The sequence below is a fragment of the Williamsia sp. Y712 genome (genome assembly GCF_059445525.1).
In genome coordinates, this window is record NZ_JCAIUN010000001.1 from 1,762,712 (window position 1) to 1,779,171 (window position 16,460).

General features: G+C 65.0%; 18 protein-coding genes. 2 read left to right on the forward strand and 16 right to left on the reverse strand.

Annotated features, from left to right (window positions below; all coding sequences use genetic code 11):
- Window positions 1–107: 107 nt before the first annotated feature.
- From AC1D75_RS08150 to AC1D75_RS08220, 15 genes are all read right to left on the reverse strand, one after another.
- Entirely contained in the window at window positions 108–1,106 is a 999-nt protein-coding gene (locus tag AC1D75_RS08150; RefSeq protein WP_495514765.1) for an LLM class flavin-dependent oxidoreductase, read from the reverse strand.
- A gap of 119 nt (window positions 1,107–1,225) precedes the next feature.
- The gene (locus AC1D75_RS08155) at window positions 1,226–2,086 is read right to left on the reverse strand and encodes an SMP-30/gluconolactonase/LRE family protein (protein WP_495514766.1); all 861 of its coding nucleotides are present in this window, start codon (window positions 2,084–2,086) and stop codon (window positions 1,226–1,228) included.
- Window positions 2,083–3,033, reverse strand: coding sequence for a sugar kinase (locus AC1D75_RS08160; RefSeq protein WP_495514767.1), 951 nt, complete (start codon window positions 3,031–3,033; stop codon window positions 2,083–2,085). The genes AC1D75_RS08155 and AC1D75_RS08160 overlap by 4 nt, the downstream gene beginning before the upstream one ends.
- The gene (locus tag AC1D75_RS08165; protein ID WP_495514768.1) at window positions 3,030–3,656 is read right to left on the reverse strand and encodes a bifunctional 4-hydroxy-2-oxoglutarate aldolase/2-dehydro-3-deoxy-phosphogluconate aldolase; all 627 of its coding nucleotides are present in this window, start codon (window positions 3,654–3,656) and stop codon (window positions 3,030–3,032) included. The genes AC1D75_RS08160 and AC1D75_RS08165 overlap by 4 nt, the downstream gene beginning before the upstream one ends.
- 34 nt (window positions 3,657–3,690) lie before the next feature.
- A complete protein-coding gene (gene dgoD / locus AC1D75_RS08170) occupies window positions 3,691–4,839 on the reverse strand; it encodes a galactonate dehydratase (RefSeq protein WP_495514769.1) in 1,149 nt (382 codons plus the stop codon).
- Entirely contained in the window at window positions 4,836–5,549 is a 714-nt protein-coding gene (locus tag AC1D75_RS08175; protein WP_495514770.1) for a FadR/GntR family transcriptional regulator, read from the reverse strand. Before AC1D75_RS08175 ends, dgoD begins: the two co-directional genes overlap by 4 nt.
- 38 nt (window positions 5,550–5,587) lie before the next feature.
- Window positions 5,588–6,343, reverse strand: a complete 756-nt coding sequence (locus tag AC1D75_RS08180; RefSeq protein ID WP_495514771.1) for an SDR family NAD(P)-dependent oxidoreductase — start codon at window positions 6,341–6,343, stop codon at window positions 5,588–5,590.
- Window positions 6,340–7,533 carry a DUF4380 domain-containing protein gene (locus AC1D75_RS08185; RefSeq protein ID WP_495514772.1) on the reverse strand — a complete coding sequence of 398 codons (1,194 nt, stop codon included), beginning with the start codon at window positions 7,531–7,533 and terminating at the stop codon, window positions 6,340–6,342. The genes AC1D75_RS08180 and AC1D75_RS08185 overlap by 4 nt, the downstream gene beginning before the upstream one ends.
- Entirely contained in the window at window positions 7,530–8,624 is a 1,095-nt protein-coding gene (locus tag AC1D75_RS08190) for a zinc-dependent alcohol dehydrogenase family protein (RefSeq protein ID WP_495514773.1), read from the reverse strand. Before AC1D75_RS08190 ends, AC1D75_RS08185 begins: the two co-directional genes overlap by 4 nt.
- Window positions 8,625–8,677: 53 nt before the next feature.
- Window positions 8,678–9,694, reverse strand: a complete 1,017-nt coding sequence (locus AC1D75_RS08195; RefSeq protein ID WP_495514774.1) for an ABC transporter permease — start codon at window positions 9,692–9,694, stop codon at window positions 8,678–8,680.
- A 30-nt stretch (window positions 9,695–9,724) separates the two neighbouring features.
- On the reverse strand, window positions 9,725–11,287 hold the full coding sequence (locus AC1D75_RS08200) for a sugar ABC transporter ATP-binding protein (RefSeq protein WP_495514775.1): 1,563 nt from the start codon (window positions 11,285–11,287) through the stop codon (window positions 9,725–9,727).
- The gene (locus AC1D75_RS08205; protein WP_495514776.1) at window positions 11,287–12,327 is read right to left on the reverse strand and encodes a substrate-binding domain-containing protein; all 1,041 of its coding nucleotides are present in this window, start codon (window positions 12,325–12,327) and stop codon (window positions 11,287–11,289) included. The genes AC1D75_RS08200 and AC1D75_RS08205 overlap by 1 nt, the downstream gene beginning before the upstream one ends.
- An 85-nt stretch (window positions 12,328–12,412) precedes the next feature.
- Window positions 12,413–13,030, reverse strand: coding sequence for a flavin reductase family protein (locus AC1D75_RS08210; protein ID WP_495514777.1), 618 nt, complete (start codon window positions 13,028–13,030; stop codon window positions 12,413–12,415).
- Entirely contained in the window at window positions 13,027–13,581 is a 555-nt protein-coding gene (locus AC1D75_RS08215; RefSeq protein ID WP_495514778.1) for a dihydrofolate reductase family protein, read from the reverse strand. Before AC1D75_RS08215 ends, AC1D75_RS08210 begins: the two co-directional genes overlap by 4 nt.
- Window positions 13,582–13,593: 12 nt before the next feature.
- Complete coding sequence (locus AC1D75_RS08220) at window positions 13,594–14,169, reverse strand: TetR/AcrR family transcriptional regulator (protein WP_495514779.1); 576 nt, start codon at window positions 14,167–14,169, stop codon at window positions 13,594–13,596.
- Between the two features lie 132 nt (window positions 14,170–14,301).
- Between AC1D75_RS08220 and AC1D75_RS08225 the strand changes: the two genes are divergently transcribed.
- A complete protein-coding gene (locus tag AC1D75_RS08225; protein WP_495514780.1) occupies window positions 14,302–15,123 on the forward strand; it encodes a DUF2786 domain-containing protein in 822 nt (273 codons plus the stop codon).
- Between the two features lie 76 nt (window positions 15,124–15,199).
- Window positions 15,200–15,715 (forward strand): TIGR04338 family metallohydrolase, encoded by a 516-nt coding sequence (locus AC1D75_RS08230; RefSeq protein ID WP_495514781.1) that lies wholly within the window; start codon window positions 15,200–15,202, stop codon window positions 15,713–15,715.
- Between the two features lie 4 nt (window positions 15,716–15,719).
- Here AC1D75_RS08230 and AC1D75_RS08235 read toward each other — a convergent pair whose 3' ends face one another.
- Window positions 15,720–16,394: a GAP family protein gene (locus AC1D75_RS08235; protein WP_495514782.1), complete on the reverse strand. Its 675-nt coding sequence runs from the start codon at window positions 16,392–16,394 to the stop codon at window positions 15,720–15,722.
- Between the last annotated feature and the right edge of the window lie 66 nt (window positions 16,395–16,460).

Sequence of the window (16,460 nt, forward strand, 5' to 3'; positions counted from 1 at the left end):
GGGGGGTCCCGGCCTTTGTTGTTGTTGGCCCTGAAAACTGTCAAATATGGGGGGTCAGAGGGAGTATTTCCCTCTGACCCCCCATATTCGGCAGACTTCAGGGTGGATCAGACCTGAGCGGCCTTCATCGCGTCGGCGGTGAGTTCGAGTGAACGCAAACGGCCTTCGATCGAGACGGACTGATGGCAGACCATCAGTTCGTCGGCCTGTGCGATCTCGGCGAAGTCCTCGAGATAGCGGCGGGCATCGTCGCCGGTTCCGACTCCGGTGTACTTCATCATCGTGGCGATCTGGTGCCCCTCGCGCGTGGTCAAAAAGGCGTCGATCTCTTCGTCGCTGTACTGCGGCGTCGACGGTCCTCTGGAGATCAGGCCACGAACGCGGATGCGTCGCAACGCCTCGAAGTCCGCGGCGGCAGCGTCGGGATCGTCGGCGGCGACAATGTTCACGCCGGCGATGACGTAGGGCTCGGACAGTTGTTCCGACGGCTTGAAGTCGCGGCGGTACAGGGTCACTGCCTGTTGCAGGGCATCGGGGGAGAAGTGCGAGGCAAACGCGTACGGCAGACCGAGGTGCGCCGCGAGCTGGGCACCGAACAACGACGAGCCGAGGATGTACAGCGGCACATGGGTTCCGGCCCCGGGGACTGCGGTGATCCCGGGAATTCGAGACTCGTCACCCAGAAAACCCTGCAGCTCGAGCACATCCTGGGGAAACCGATCGGCTGAGCTGTTGTCGCGGCGCAGGGCGCGCATGGTGGCCTGATCGCTGCCGGGTGCCCGGCCCAGACCGAGGTCGATCCGGCCCGGATGCAGTGTTTCCAACGTCCCGAACTGTTCGGCGATGGTCAGGGGTGCATGGTTCGGGAGCATGATGCCGCCGGCGCCGAGTCGAATGGTCTCGGTATGTGCGGCGATGTGTGCGATCAGGACGCTTGTGGCCGAGGACGCAATCGTTGCCATGTTGTGGTGCTCGGCATACCAAACGCGCTTGTAGCCGTGCCGTTCGGCGGCGCGGGCGAGTTGCACACTGCCTGCGAAACTTTCGCGAGCACTCTGCCCGGGGGCAATAGGGGCGAGGTCGAGAATGGACAGGGTAGGAGACATGCCTTGGGGCCTTCTTAATCCGCGTATATGTGTGAACAAGACGTACAAGAGAGACAACGCCCCGGCGGGCCAGTCCCTTCCCGAACGGCGAGTATCACTCCAGATAGCCGAGAGGCTCGTCACCCGAAAACGGCGGTCGGAACACCCACTGCGGTTGTCGATGCCGTCAAGAGTGCCCCGTCGAGTGGGCCTGGCGACCGGAGCCCGTGAGTGGCAGTGGTCACGAGGATTCGGCCGGGCTTGTCGGTGCTCAAGGCGATACTCGTCGGCTGCGCCGCCGGAATCTCGATGACGTCCACGAGCTCGCCGCTGGGTGAATACCGGTGAAGACGGTGACCACCCCAGAGCGCTGACCACAGGTGACCGTCAGAGTCGACGGTCATCCCGTCCGGACTGGCATCGTCAACCGTGGCGAAGATCTGGGGTTCGGGATCGAGTACGCCGCTCGGGGAGAGCTCGAAACGAAGGATCAATCCGCGCGCACTGTCCGCCAGATACATGGTCCGCGCGTCCGACGAGAAGACCGGACCGTTCGGGGTGGTGAGCCCGTCCAACACGACGTGCACCTCGCCGCTCGGGTCCACGCGGACCAGCCGCCCCGCGCCCGGTGTGCCGTCGTAGGGCATCGCGCCCGCCCAGAAACGACCGAGCGGATCCGCGGCGCCGTCGTTCATCCGGGTCTCGACCGACGAATCGGCGAACGGTTGCGCCAACCAATCGACGCCACCTTGGTCGTCGAGGACGACGATTCCGGTCCCGGCCGCGGCGATCAGTCCGCCAGCGGCCCGTGGGGCCACTGCGCCCAAAGGCACGTCGAGGCTGAGTCGTTGACGTGGGCTGCCAGACCCGTCTGCGTTGATACTCAACAGCTTTCCGGCAAGCAGGTCGACGAACAGGAACTCGGATCCGATCCACCGTGCGCCCTCGCCGAGCTCGTATCGGCTGTTTCCGACTGCCGACCAGTCTCCGACCACGCTCATCGCAGCGCCGACCCGGACTCCGCGGCGATGAGGTCGAGCTCGTCGCGCCGAGGCAGTCCTTCCCAGTCACCGGAACTGGATACGGCGAAGGCGCCCAGCGTGTTTGCGCGAGCGAGCCGGGAGGGCAGGTCGGCGCCGTCGAGGTGTGCGGAGAGGTATCCGGCACAAAAGGCGTCGCCCGCACCGATCGAATCGACGACCGTGACGCGGTGACCTGGTGCCTCGACGACCGCCCCGGCGGTGTGTGCGACCGCTCCGCGGGCGCCGAGTTTGACCACGACCTCGACCACGCCGGAGTCGAGCAGTTCCGTGGGAGTGTCTGCGACGAGCGGCAACTCGTCCGCAGATGCGATGACGATGTCGGCGGACCGGGCCAGCGGTCTGAGCACCATGGCGGCGGTTGCCGAATCCCACAGGCGCGAACGGTAGTTCACGTCGAACGAGATCAAGGTACCGATCTCACGCGCCCGCCGCATGGCCTCGCGGACAGACTCGGCAGCACTCGGGGAAAGAGCGGGCGTCACCCCGGTGACGTGCAAAATCCGGGGTCGCTGAGCCAGTGCTGCCAGAGAATCCGTCGAGCTCAGGCGCGCGCCCGCAGAATCATGCCGGTGGTACTCGACGCGTGTGACGTCCGGTAGCCGCTGTTCGAACATCACCAGGCCGGTAGCACGTTCGGTGTCGCGGGAAACGCTGTCGACCAGAACGTTCTCGGCCCGAAGAGTGCGAAGGACGAACTCGCCCGATTCGTCGTCACCGAGTCGACCACCCCACCTGACACGGTGCCCGAGCCGGGCGAGCCCGATTGCCACATTCGACTCCGCTCCCGCCACAGCGAGAGTTGCGTCGGCTCCGAGGCTGATCCGCCCCGAGCACCGAACCGCGATCATGGTCTCACCGACCGTGACCACGTCGAGTTGCGCTGCGGCAGAGATATCTGAGCTCATCGTGAGGCCTGCACGGCCGCCAGGAAGGCGCGCGCACGACCGCGCAGGGCGTCGAGGTCGCCGCCATCGGGTGCGTCCCCGCACAACGGGCTGGCCACCCCAACACCCGTTGCACCATAGGAAAGATACGCGGCGATCGAGTCCGCATCGACCCCACCAACAGGGATGAACGGTACGTCCGGGAACGGCGCGCGAAGGTCTTTGATGTACTTCGGACCCATCACTGAGGCGGGAAAAATTTTCACCGCGTCGACGCCGAGGGCGACTGCAGCCACGATCTCGGTCGGGGTCAGTGCCCCACACAAGACGGGAATCCCGGCGTCGACGGCCGTCGTGACGGACGGGGCGAGCGCCGGTGTGACGACGTAGGTCGCACCCGCATCCCGGACGCGTCGGACATCGTCGGCGGTGAGAACCGTGCCGGCGCCGAGTTGGACCCGACCGTCGAGGCGAGCGGCGATGGCCTCGATGACGTGCAACGCGTCTGCGGAGGTCAGCGACACCTCGAACATCCGCACACCTTCATCGGCTAGTGCCGAGGCGGTGTCTATGGAGGCCGCGGCATCATTTCCGCGAATGATGCCGAGAAGGCGGTGTTCACGAAAGTCGTCGAGCAGTGTCATTGAGTTGCCTTTCTTTCGATCGCGTTGTGGGAAGTCACCATTCGGCAAATGACCCATCGGGGTGATGCCAGATCGGGCCGTGCCAGCTGACCGCTGTCTCGTCAGCCGCTCGGACAGCGGCCTCGTCGATCTCGATACCGAGGCCCGGGGCATCCCATCGTTCGACGTGACCGTTGGTGAATTGCAGCGGTGCCCGGTCGAGGACGTAGTCGAGTAGTTGCGGGGCGCCGTCGTTGTAGTGGATACCGATGGACTGTTCCTGGATGAGGAAATTGGGTGTTGCAAAAGCGACCTGGAGACTCGCGGCCAGCGCGAGGGGGCCGAGTGGACAGTGTGGTGCCAGCAGCGCACCGAACGGCTCCGCAAGCGAAGCGATCCGGCGGACTTCAGAAATACCGCCTGCGTGCGAGATATCGGGCTGGACCACGGACACGCCGGCCTCGAGTACAGGAAGGAATTCACCTCGACTGAAGAGACGTTCACCCGTGGCGATCGGGACGGTGCTCGACTGAACGACATCACGCAGGCGGTGGCCGAACTCCGGGAGGACCGGCTCTTCGACGAACAGGGGTCGCAACGGCTCGAGCATCGGAAGCAGTCGGCGCGCATCCGCGACACCGACACGCCCGTGAAAGTCGACCGCGACATCGTTGTCGTTCCCGATGGCGTCTCGCACCTGTGACAGACGGTCGACGACACCGTCCAATTCTGCCGCGGTGGCCAGTCGGCCGAACTTGCCGCAGGCGTTCATCTTCAGCGCCGTCAGGCCCGATTCGACCTGTGCCCGTGCCGCATCCGCGATTTCGTTCGGTTCGTCGCCACCAATCCACCCGTATACGCGAACCCGTTCGCGCACCGCACCGCCGAGCAGCTGGTGAACCGGGACTCCGAGAGACTTGCCGAGAATGTCCCACAGAGCCTGATCGATTCCGGCGACGGCACTGGAGAGGATCGGTCCACCTCGGTAGAATCCCCCCTTGGTGAGCACCTGCCAATGCGCTTCGATCGTGCGAGGATCACGCCCGATCAGTAGTTCGCCGAGCTCGTGAACGGCAGCGCGGACGGTGTCGGCCCGACCTTCGATGACGGGCTCACCCCACCCCACGATGCCGTCGTCGGTCTCGATGCGGCAGAACAGCCACCGTGGCGCGACCGCGAACGTTTCGATTGCGGTGACCTTCACTGTGTTTCCTCACTGTCGAGCAGACCGAGCACGCTCGACAGGTCGTCGACCGATTTGTCGAGCAGGGCCCTTGTCAGCGATACCGCACCCGCGGCATCCCTGTTGCGGATGGCATCGACGACCGCCTGGTGAACGGGGACGGGGTCTTCGGTGCTGTGGTTGTGTACCAAGGAGTCTCGGACCAGCAATGCCGGCTCGATGAGCACACTCATACTGGCGAGCATTTCGTTGTGCGCGGCGCGCAGCAGAAGTCCGTGCCAACTGAGGTCGGCTGCCGCGGCTTCCTCCACGGACTTCGCGGTTGCCATGGCGGCGAGGGCGACGTCGAAGTCTGCGAGATCGGTGTCCGTGCGGCGGAGCGCGGCCAGTCCGGCGGCGGAGGGTTCGAGAATGGCCCGCACCTCGGCGAGTTCGGTGAGCATGGCGGCGGCGTCGCCGGCGGAATGCCGCCAACGTATTACGTCGGTGTCCAGCACATTCCATGCCGCACGCTCTCGCACATATGTCCCACGCCGCTGCCGGGAGTCGAGTAAACCTTTGGCAGCCAACACTTTGATGGCCTCGCGCAGCGCGGTCATGGACAGATCCAGTTCGGACCCGAGTGCCCGGAGGTCGAGGATCTCGCCCGGGGGGATGCTGCCCGCGACGATGCGCGAACCCAGCACCTCGACCGTGGTGCCGTGCAATCCACGCCCTGTGTAGCCGGTCATCCTTCGACACCGTATCGGTTCATTGGTAGGCCTTTCACTCAGGACGAGTTCTTCGTGATGCTCCACCCACCATCGACGGCGATGGCCGCCCCGGTGATGAAGGACGCGGACGGGCCGAGCAGGAACTCGATGGGACCCGCGACCTCTCGGGGGTCTCCCAGCCTGCCCATGACGGTCTCTTCCGCACTGGAAACACGGTCGTCGGCGCCGACCCCGTCCCACTGTGCCGTCAGGATCGGTCCCGGCAAGACGCAATTCACGCGGACCTGTCCGCCGTACTGCACCGCCAGTTGTCGGGTCAGACCGGTGAGGCCGGCTTTGGTCGCGGCATAGCCGGGTACGTTCGGGAGTCCGAAGTTTGCGTGGACCGACGAGACCAGGACCACAGACCCGCGATTGTCCCGGCGCAGATCCTCCAGGCAGGCGCGCACCCCGTGGAATGTACCGGTCAAGTTCACGTCGAGTTGGCGTTGCCAGGACTCCAGCGTCATCTCGTGGATCGGCGTGTGGTCGGTGGCGAGCGCGTTGCTCACCAGTGCGTCGACCGGGCCGAGCAATTCATGGGTGCGCTCGAGGGTTGCGGCCCAATCGGATTCGGACGTGACGTCGCCGCGGTAGGCCACCGCGCGTCCGCCGGTCTCCTCGATGTCGGATGCAACAGCGCGCACGGCGTCGTCGCGGTCCAGCAGCGACACCGCCCAGCCCGAAGTCGCCATCGCCCGTGCGGTCGCGGCACCGATTCCGCGCGCAGCGCCTGTGATGAGGACGGTTCCTGGGTTGAGCCGTGGGGTCATGATTCTTCCATTCTGCCGAGGTCGTGCTCGGTGCCGGAGCGATGTTCGCGAATCGTGACTGACCGCCCGCCGGTCGCGCCGGCGTCCGTTGACGTGGTACCTGCGAAAACCGCTGTGGTGAACACCCCGTCGACGAAGATGTCGCCGGACGTGTAGGCGCCGAATTGGCCCTGGTCGGTCCAGTGACCGACGGGGGTGAGTGCCGTGACCTCCGAGTTGCCGTCGGTGACGCCACTGCGAAAGTCCAGACGGGTGTGTTCTCCCGGACCCAACGTTGTGGCGGGGCCGAGTACCTCGGTCTCGACGATCCGGTGACGCGGTTGGAGATCACCGAGATGCGTGATCGGTTCGGTCAACGGGTGCTCCATCCACACCTCGACACGTGACCCGTCGTCGGGGTAGTCGCCGTGTGGGTCGACCGCGAACCCCTGTGTCGCAGTCACCCCGAAGGCTGTATGCGTCAACCACCCTGCGGCACCGGGAAACCCGACCTTGCCGACGACATCCTGGTGGGGCACGTGCACGCGCGCATCATCGCGGATCTCGAAGCGGGGGACACCGGTACCCACCGCGAGTGGGATACCGCGGTGGTCGCCGCGTTCGACACCGACATCGACGCCACCGCTGCCAGGCCCACCCCCGGCGCGTTGGGTGACATTCCACAGCGACCACCGGACGGGGTCGAAAGAGGTGTTGAGCGCGCCGAGTCGGGTGTCGAAACAGCTGCGTCCCTCATGCAAGGTCATCGCCCGGCTCAGTGTCAACCCGGTGCGTGGATCGTGCCCGCTGGTCATGGTCAGCGTCACCGAATCAGTTGTGTGCGTCAGGTTCCAGTCATAACCACCCGAGTCGAGGACCGGATCCGGCGGACCTGCCCACTCGGTTGGTCCCGACCAGCCCTGCGGTGCGGGCCAGGTCTTGTCGCCCCCGTAGTTGTTCCAGGTGCTCATCGGCCCGGACACCGGGACGGGCACGTGGCCTTCTTGCGGATGCAGGTTGTCGTCGAGGAGGGCGTTGTTGCGCCACAGTGTTTCTCGGCCTTTGAGCCGGATGGACAGGAGTCGCCCACCCAGTGCCGGCACAAAGCCGAGCCGGAGCACGGAATTGTCCAGCCAGATGACGTCGGGGCGCGCTGAACTGCCCCTGTCGATGTCGACGAGGATGTCGGGGTGCGGCAGATGCGGCGTCACTGCACCGAATCCGAGACGAACACGACCTTGCCGCGACTTCCGCCTGCGGCCAACGCAAACGCGCCCTCCGACTCCTCTAGCGTGAAACGATCACTCACGATCGCCTCGGGTCGTAGGCCCCACGTGACGAGGTTGTGGGCAAGGTCGGACATGGCCTGCAGGGAAGTCACCCAGGACGCGTGCAATGTCAACTGCTTGTGCAACAGGGCATCCGAGACCTCGGTGTCGAACCGGCCACCCTCACCGATGAACGACACATGGCCCCATTCGGCGGCATGTCGCACGGCGGTGGCGCGTCCGGGCTCCGAACCCGACGCGTCGATGGTGAAGGCGAACCCGGCGCCATCGGTCAGTTCGGTCAGCGCGGATTCAGCGTCTTCGGGCGCGACGGTGGCATCAAAGATATCCAGTGAGTCGGCCCAGTCGCGACGAACCTCGGACAGCTCGACACCGATGACCCGGCGGGCACCCATGCCGCGACCGATCATCCCGGCCGCGAGACCGACGGGTCCGAGCCCCACGACCAGGAGGTCACCTTCGCCGCTGACACCGATGCGGCGAAGCCCCTCATACGCGGTGCCGAATCCGCAGGCGATCAACGCTCCGTCGACATAGGACAGCTGCTGCGGCAAGGGCACACAGGTGCGCTCCTCGACGAGCACGTATCGTGCGTTGCCACCGTCGCGCTGCCAACCGTAGGACTCCCGGGCGGGGGAGGTGCAGCTGATGTAGTAGCCGCGCCTGCAGTTGTCACACAGTCCGCAACCAGCGATGTGATAGACGATGACGCGGTCACCTTCGCCGAAGCGCGCGCAGCCCGGACCCGCGGCGACCACTCGTCCGGACGGCTCGTGGCCGGAGACGACGCCGCGATAGGCAGGCCCGTCGACTCCGCGATGTGTCTTGTATTCGCGGTAGATGTAGCTGATGTCGGTGCCGCAGATGCCTGCCGCACCCACCTCGACGAGTAGCTGTCCGGGTCCCGGTGTGGGGACCACGACCTCTCGACGCTCAGTTGTCGAGTTGCCGGGGAGGTAGACGCCGATCATCGACTTCGCGATGGCCGGAGATTCTGAGTCGACTGTGGTCACGATTCCTCCTGCAGGCCTGTGTGTTTGGTGTTGACGGTAGATCATGGTGAGCCCTACGTGGTGCGTGTGGCCGCGGCGCTGCGCCGGCCGATCAGTGCATTGATCAGCACGGCTCCGACGATGATGACACCGCGAATGACGTCCTGGAGAAACGAGTTCACGCCCAGTAGCACCAAACCGTTGCCGATGACGGTGATGAACACGACCCCGAGGAAGGTGCCGAGCATCGTCCCACGGCCGCCGGCGAGTGCGGCGCCGCCGATCACCACGGCAGCGATGATGTCGAATTCGAGGCCACTTCCTGCGCTGCCCGATCCGGCACCGAGGCGGGCAGCGAGCAAGATGCCGGTGATGGCGGAGAGCAGGCCGGTGGTGGCGAACAACAGGATTCGCACCTTGGTGAGGTTGATACCGGACAGGCGCGCCGCGGCCGCGTTGCCACCGATGGCGTAGACCGAGCGGCCGTATGCGGTGAACTTGGAGATGTACACGAAGATGGCGAACAGTGCGAACATGACGACCGCGGACGTCGGGATGCCCAGTATCGAGCCGCCGAGCAGGTCGAACAGGGCGCTGTCCGGCAACACCACAGGCAGTGCGTCGGTCAGGTAGAGACCGAGGCCACCCAGAACGCTCCACAAGCCCAGTGTCGCAATGAAAGACGGTACGCCGAATGACGCTCGTAGCCAGCCGGCGAGAGCGCCCCACGAAGCGCCGAGAACGAGAGTCATCAACACCGCGCCGACGACGCCGAATCCCCACTGCGTGCTGCCCATCGCCACCAGCACAGAGGCGAACGCGACCGCGGGTCCGATGCTGATGTCGATGTCACCTGCGATGATCACCAGCGTCACGCCCCATGCGGCGATGCCGATCGTCGCAGCGTCACGCAGGATGCCCAGCTGATTCGCACCGTCTGTGAATCCCGCGGCACTGAGACCGAGCACGACGTAGAGCACCGCGATGGCAATCACGAGGCCGATCTCGTTCAGTTGATGGGTGCGCTTGCTCAGCCAGCTGCCCTTGGTCTCGTTGCCGCCCGTCGGACGGCTCTTCTCGGTGATGACCACAGGTCCTCTTTTCGTAAGTGTTGGGTGGTGCTACGCCGCCATCGCCGCGGCGAGAACGGAATCGATGGTGATGGCTGAGCCCGTCATCTCGTCGGCGATGGTGCCGTTGCGAAGTGCGATGACCCGGTCGCAGACGAGGGGTAGCTCCTCGAGCTCTCCTGACACGAAGATGACGGCGGCGCCACCGTCGGCGAGTTCGCGGACCAGCCGGTAGATTTCACCTTTCGCGGTGACGTCGACGCCGCGAGTGGGTTCGTCCAGCAACAGGATTCGGCTACCGGCATGCAGCAGGCGGCCGATGACCGCCTTCTGCTGGTTGCCACCGCTGAGGTTGACGATTGGCGTTTGGCCTGTTGCGGTTGCGATGGTGAGTTTGGAGATCAACGCCGAGGCCGCGGCCCGCACACGCCGGTAATCGATGGTCGGGCCGGTGCTGACGGCACCGAAGTCCGACATCATCATGTTCTCGTCCACGCCGAGCATCGGAACGATTCCCGAACCCTTGCGGTCCTCGGGGGTCATGCCCACTCCGAGGCGCTTCATCCTGGCCGCGGTCAGTCCGTCGATCGCTTTGCCCTGCACGGAGATCGATCCGGACGCGACCGGATCGAATCCGGCGATCGCGCGTAAGACCTCGCTCCGTCCGGACCCCATCAGGCCGGCGAGTCCGAGGACCTCACCGGCGTGAACGTCGAATGACACGCCGTCGACCTTGGGAGGAAGTCTGAGGTCTCGTACGGACAGCAGCGGCACCCCGGACCGGTCGACGACGCGCTCGGTGCGTTCTTGCACCTCGGTGACCGAACCCACCATCAGGGCGACCACATGCGCCGTGCTCGCGTCCTGTAGCGACACCGTTTCGATGACACGGCCATCGCGCAAGACGGTCGCGGTGGACGCGACCTGGCGGATCTCGTCGAGGCGATGACTGACGTAAATGACTGCGACACCACGTGATGCAATCCGAGTGACGGTGCTCAGTACGATCTGTACCTCGGCCGCCGCGAGCGCGCTCGTCGGCTCGTCGAGGATGAGCAGATGCGGACGGCGGCGGACCGCCCGACAGATCTCGACGAGCTGCTGCTCGGCAAGCGGAAGGTCCTCGATACGACTCGATGGGTCGATGGTCAACTCGAGCTCCTCGAGAACTGCTGCGGTCTCGCGCCGCATCGTCTCGTAGTCGATCCGGCCGTGCGACCGCGGCCAAGCGCCGAGAAACATGTTCTCCGCCACCGTCAGTTGGGGTACCAGACTGAGTTCCTGATGAACTGTCTCGACGCCGAGCGTCGTCGACCGACGCACTCCACCGTTGTCCAGCGGTTCACCGTTGATCCGAATCGTCCCGCGATCGGCCGTTTCGACCCCGGACAAGATCCGGATCATCGTCGACTTACCCGCGCCGTTGCGTCCGAGGAGCGCCCGGACCTCGCCGCGGTGGATGGTGATCGAGGCATCGGTGAGCGCTTGAACACCGGTGTAATGCTTTGTCAGGCCATCGATCTGGGCGACCACTGCGGTCGAGGTCTGATCGGTGTGTTCGGTCATGGTGGCCTTCCGTTGCTGGATCGGGTCGACGGAGTGGGAGTCGGTCATCACGGAATGCCGTCGGGATGTGCCTCGACCCACTGCGCGCCCGCCTCTGGTCCGACGTACTCGTCGATCGGCACGTTGATGAGGAATCTCTCAGGCTCCCTACCGTCGAGGATGTCGAACGCTGCGCGGCCGGCTAGCTCTCCGACCTTGATGCCCGATATATCCGTGACACCTTTCAGGATGCTGTTGTCCTGCAACATTTCTGCCGCCTGGGTGGACATGTCGCCACCGAAGACGGCAATCCGTCCGGTCTTTCCGCGTGCTTGAACCGCCCGGACCGCCCCGATGATCTGGGACCCGGCCTCGCCGTAGAACGCCTCGATCTCCGGATTGGCGGTGAGCATCTGCTCGGCCTTCTCGACGGCGTCATCGAGCGTCAGGCCCTGCTGGTTCGCAACGATCTTGGCGCCGGGTACGCCGGCCAGGAGGGCCTCCTCGAAACCGATACGCCGCTCGATGCAGACCTCGAACTGCTCGCAGTTGATCACGCCGACATTGGGTGCGGCGACGCCCTTTTCCTGGAAGTACGCTGCCATCTGCCTGCCGGATGCGGCGCCGAACTCCTTCGGATCGCCGAGGATGTACGCCGAGACCAGCTTTTCGGCCGCCTCGTCCTCGACGCAGGTGTTGTAGCAGACGATGGGGACACCGTTCTCGTGCGCGAGTTCCAGTGCAGGAATCGACGCCGTGCTCGACGCGGGAGAGATGATGAGCGCGTCGGCTTTGACCGACGCGATGGTGTCGACGAAGGTGCTCTCCTTCGACGCGTCCGACTGGATGTTGGCTTCGAGGAGTTGGGGCGCGTCGCCCGTGCCCGCGAAAGTGTCGGTGACCCCTCGCGCAACTCCGGCGTAGTAACCCTCGGCGTTGAGGTAGACAACGCCGATCCGTCCGTGTTCGCCGACAGTGCCAGAGCAACCGGCCAGCGTGACCGCGACCAGTGCGGTGCCGAGAACGGCTCGCCACTTCTTGTTGAACTGCAATGTGACCTCGATGTTTCGCCTTGGTAACTGTGCTGTGGAAAGAGTGACCCAAGACACCGATCGATGTCAATACTAAATTATTATTTATTTGTGGACAGGCCCTCTCACCTGCAAGTTTCGAACCAACGCAAGTGGGATGGTGCTACTTAGGCCGCTCGAGGTTGACTACCTTGCCCGGCAGTCCCCACTCCGTGCGGCCCAGACGGGCCATCGGCGCGAGCTTGGTGAAGTCAGGGTGACCGTCGTCGGCGGCAACGGCCGGATCGACGGACACCGCGACCACCCGACCCATCACGACCTGTGAGTTGCCGACTTCGACGATCTGATGCAGGACACATTCGATTGCGACCGGGCTGTCGCGCACGCGCAGGCAGTCGACAACCGACGCGGGTGCGGAAGCGACCCCGACGGCCTCGAATTCATTGACGTCTTCATCGAATCCGGCCGAAGTCGCGTTCACCGCGTGCATCATCGACTCGGTCGCGACGTTGATCACGAACTGGCCGGTGGCCCTGGCGTTGTCGGAACTGTGTTTGAAGCCGCCCACCGTCGTGAACTGCACGATCGGGGGATCCGTCGAACTAACGGAGAAGAAGCTGAAGGGCGCCAGGTTGTCGACACCGGCGGCGCTACGGGACGATACCCAGGCGATCGGGCGCGGCACGACCGACGAGGTGAGCAGCCGATAGAACTCTCTCGACGAGGTGTTGCTGTGGTCGAAGAGTTTGCGTTCGGCGTTCGGCTCGAGATTTTGTTTCACCGTTTCAGCATGGCATCCGGTATCACCCGGTACACAGACTGCACCAGGCCCTTGCTCAGTGTCACGGTCCGGGTGTGTTCGAGGAGGATGTCTTCGTCGATGAATCCGAACAGCGGTAGTCCCGAACCGAGGATGACGGGCACCGTCGTGATGGTCAGTTCGGTGATGATCTTGCGGTCCAGGAATCCGGTGATCAGCCGCCCGCCGTCGACATACAGGCGTCGTAGGCCCTCGTATTTCGCGGTCGCGAGCACGTCGTCGATGCTGCGGTGCACGGTGATGCGATCGTCGACGCCTGCGTCGAGTTGCGAGCTGACGACGAGGACGCGCTTGCCCTCGTACGGCCACTGCTCGAACGACAGGCCGACCTCGTAGGTGTTGCGGCCCATCGCAATTGCATCGATCGATGCGGCGAACTCGCCGTAGCCGGTTTCACTCATGTCGTCATCACGGCTGGTGAGCCAGTCGATGCCGCCGTCCTCACGGGCGATGTAGCCGTCGACGCTGGTCGCGATGAACACAGCGCCGGTGATGTCGGTGGTCGAGGTCATGGGAGCTTCCTTTCATCTCCAAGCGGAGGTGAGGTTGTTGAACTCGGTGTCGAGGATTGACACCAGGGGGTTGGTCGGATCGATGGTCCATCCGAGGAAACTGCCCTCGAGCAGGGCGAACAGGGTGCGTGCAGCCGCCGCTGGGTCGGGGGCGTGGGGAAGTTCCCCAGCCTCGATCGCGCGGGCGATGAGAAGTTCGAGCTGTGAGCGCTTTCGCTGCCACCCCAGCGCCAACAGCCGGGTCAGCTCGGGATCGCCGAGGTCGGCGGCCAGTGACGAGACATGGTTTGCGGCCTCGTCGGGGTGGGAGTGGTCGATATAGGACCGCACCGACAGCCGATGCAGCGTCGCCAACGGCGTTTCGCCGGCTAGCGGTGCCGGGTCGGCGTCGATGGAATCGATCCAGCGCTGTGAGGACGCGATGAGGAGTCCACGCTTGGATCCGAACCGTTTGACCAGCGTCGCGGCCGATACCCCCGCCTCCTGACCTGCGAGTTCGAGGGTGAATCGGGCGCTGCCGGTCCGGGCGAGCACCGCGGCAGCAGCGTCGATGAGTGCAGTATCGGTATTCACGCGCGGTCTGGCCACAGGAGTTAGTAAATCACTATTTCCTAATTCGGGCCAGGTGTGCTGCCGGCATTTGTCCCCACCAGAAGACCCGGTCCACAATGCGACGCCGCCCGAATGGTGAGGTCGGCGCCAACACCTAAGGTTGGACGGGTGCAGGACAACAAACTTCTGACCAAGATCGCGGGTCTGCTCCGCCAAGCCGAGGGCACAGACAACGAACACGAGGCGCAGGCATTCATGCAGGCGGCACAGCGGCTGGCCACCGCGGCGTCCATCGACCTCGCCGTGGCCAGGGCGCACGGCAACGGCAACCGGCGAGTGGCACCGGAGCAACGGAACATCGCGATCGGTGAGGCGGGCAAACGCGGTCTGCGCACGTACGTGCAGCTGTTTGTCGCGATCGCCAGGGCCAACGACATCACGTGCGACGTCGCGAGCAACTCGACCTTTGTCTACGCCTACGGATTTCCCGGCGACATCGACTCGTGTGAGGCGTTGTACAGCTCGCTCGTGGTGCAGATGGTCGCCGCCAGTGACGCCTACCTGAAGTCGGGGGACTACAAAGGTGAGACGTTCGCCCGGGTGGTCACCGAGCGTCGCGGCCGGTACGCGCGACGGGTCGTCGAGGAGAAGCAGCTCTCACCGATCACGGCCCGGCTGAACTTTCAGTCCGCATTCGCCGAACGGATCGGCAAGCGGCTCGCCGCCGCTCGCGACGAGGCACGGGAGCAGGCGGTCGCCGCCGACGTTGGCAACACCGAGTCGGGGACGGCATTGGTCCTGCGCAACAAGGAGATCGAGGTCCGGGATTTCCATCGGGACGTCTCGACGGCCAGGGGAACCTGGCGCTCCCACAGTGCATCGGCCGGTTACTCCGAAGGTGCGCGCCGGGCAGGCGACCGGGCCGGGCGTCGTGCACGACTGGGCGAAGACATCGCACTGGGTGGCCCTCGCGGGGCGCTCGAGGCGTGACCACGCAAACGCTCCGCTTTTGTCAAGATGCTCCAGAAATATGTGGAGCGTCTTCGAACAAGCGGAGCGTTTGGCGGTGAGCGAGCGCGACAGTCAGCGGTCGGCGTTGTATGCGGCAGAACGGCTGGTTCACAATGTGTTCGAGCGGGCCGCAGGTGGCGGGAACGTCCTGGCCATCGCCGGGACCACGGTCACCTTGCCGCCCGAGGCGAAGTTCGGATCGGTCGACTCGGTCCGCGACTACGTCGAGCGGGTGCTGACGATGGAGAGCGTCATCGCCCGATTCGCGCGGGCAGCCATCCCGGTCAGCGTACGAACCCGCCGCGGACAACATCAGGCGCACTACGAATACGACCCGGGCGGCGGAGCGGGAATGATCGCGGTTCCGGTTGCGACGCAGGGACGTTGGGCGATGCGGGAGTTGGTGGTTCTGCACGAGCTTGCCCACCACCTGAGTCCGGGATCGGCAATCGACAAACACGGACCGCGGTTCGCAGGCACCCTCATCGACCTGGTGGGTCTGGTGTTGGGGCCGGAGGCGGCATTGGTCTATCGGGTCACCTTCGGCGACAGCGGGATCCGCGTCGGCTGAGCACTCAGAGGAGTCCGGTGATGCCGTTGACGATCAGCACGGCGCCGATGATGGTCAGCACCGCCGCCATGATGAGACTGTTGTGCCGGATCATCTGGTCCTTGGTGGCGTCGAGCACCGACGATGCCCGGTCCCCGAGAATCGCCTTCGCGATGACCGGTGCCGCGACACCCAGGGTGCCGAGCGCAGCGAGAAGTGCCACCGAGATGGACTGGTGGGCAACAATTTCGGTGGTTGCCGCAATGGTTGTCGCTCCCGAGACGACCACCACCGCATTTTTCGGGTTGGTGGTGACCAGGAGAAAGCCCAGTCCGCCCGCCTTTGACGGGGTGATGGCCTCGAATGAGGCCATCCACTTGGGCATCGGTGGCGCCGAGTCACCCTTCGGTCGCCCGGACCAGTTCTTCGCCGCCAACGCCAGTGCGGCCGCGCCGACCACGATCCGCACGATGTCTGCCCATCGGGTCGAGCTGTCCGCGGAGTCGTCCACCGGTGCATCGACAATGGCGATCGCAACCACCGACAACACCACGATCCCGGCGACCCAGCCGGCCAGGAACGCGGCGACCGCGCGGTGCTCACCCGCCGACATCAAGACCAGGACCATGACGGCGACCGGCAGCGAGATCAGGGTGAGGCCGATCCCGATCGGGATGGTCTGGGCGATCGCGTCAACCACGACCAACTGCCCCTCGTGTGGTCGGGGCCATGGGCGCACTCTGCTGTGGGGTCGGCACGGTCGATG

Bases quoted from the DNA above. Each gene is read 5' to 3' on its own strand.
- AC1D75_RS08150 (WP_495514765.1), bottom strand. From the start codon at position 1,106: ATGTCTCCTACCCTGTCCATTCTCGACCTCGCCCCTATTGCCCCCGGG.
- AC1D75_RS08155 (WP_495514766.1), bottom strand. From the start codon at position 2,086: ATGAGCGTGGTCGGAGACTGGTCGGCAGTCGGAAACAGCCGATACGAG.
- AC1D75_RS08160 (WP_495514767.1), bottom strand. From the start codon at position 3,033: ATGAGCTCAGATATCTCTGCCGCAGCGCAACTCGACGTGGTCACGGTC.
- AC1D75_RS08165 (WP_495514768.1), bottom strand. From the start codon at position 3,656: ATGACACTGCTCGACGACTTTCGTGAACACCGCCTTCTCGGCATCATT.
- AC1D75_RS08175 (WP_495514770.1), bottom strand. From the start codon at position 5,549: ATGACCGGCTACACAGGGCGTGGATTGCACGGCACCACGGTCGAGGTG.
- AC1D75_RS08180 (WP_495514771.1), bottom strand. From the start codon at position 6,343: ATGACCCCACGGCTCAACCCAGGAACCGTCCTCATCACAGGCGCTGCG.
- AC1D75_RS08200 (WP_495514775.1), bottom strand. From the start codon at position 11,287: ATGACCGACTCCCACTCCGTCGACCCGATCCAGCAACGGAAGGCCACC.
- AC1D75_RS08215 (WP_495514778.1), bottom strand. From the start codon at position 13,581: ATGACCTCGACCACCGACATCACCGGCGCTGTGTTCATCGCGACCAGC.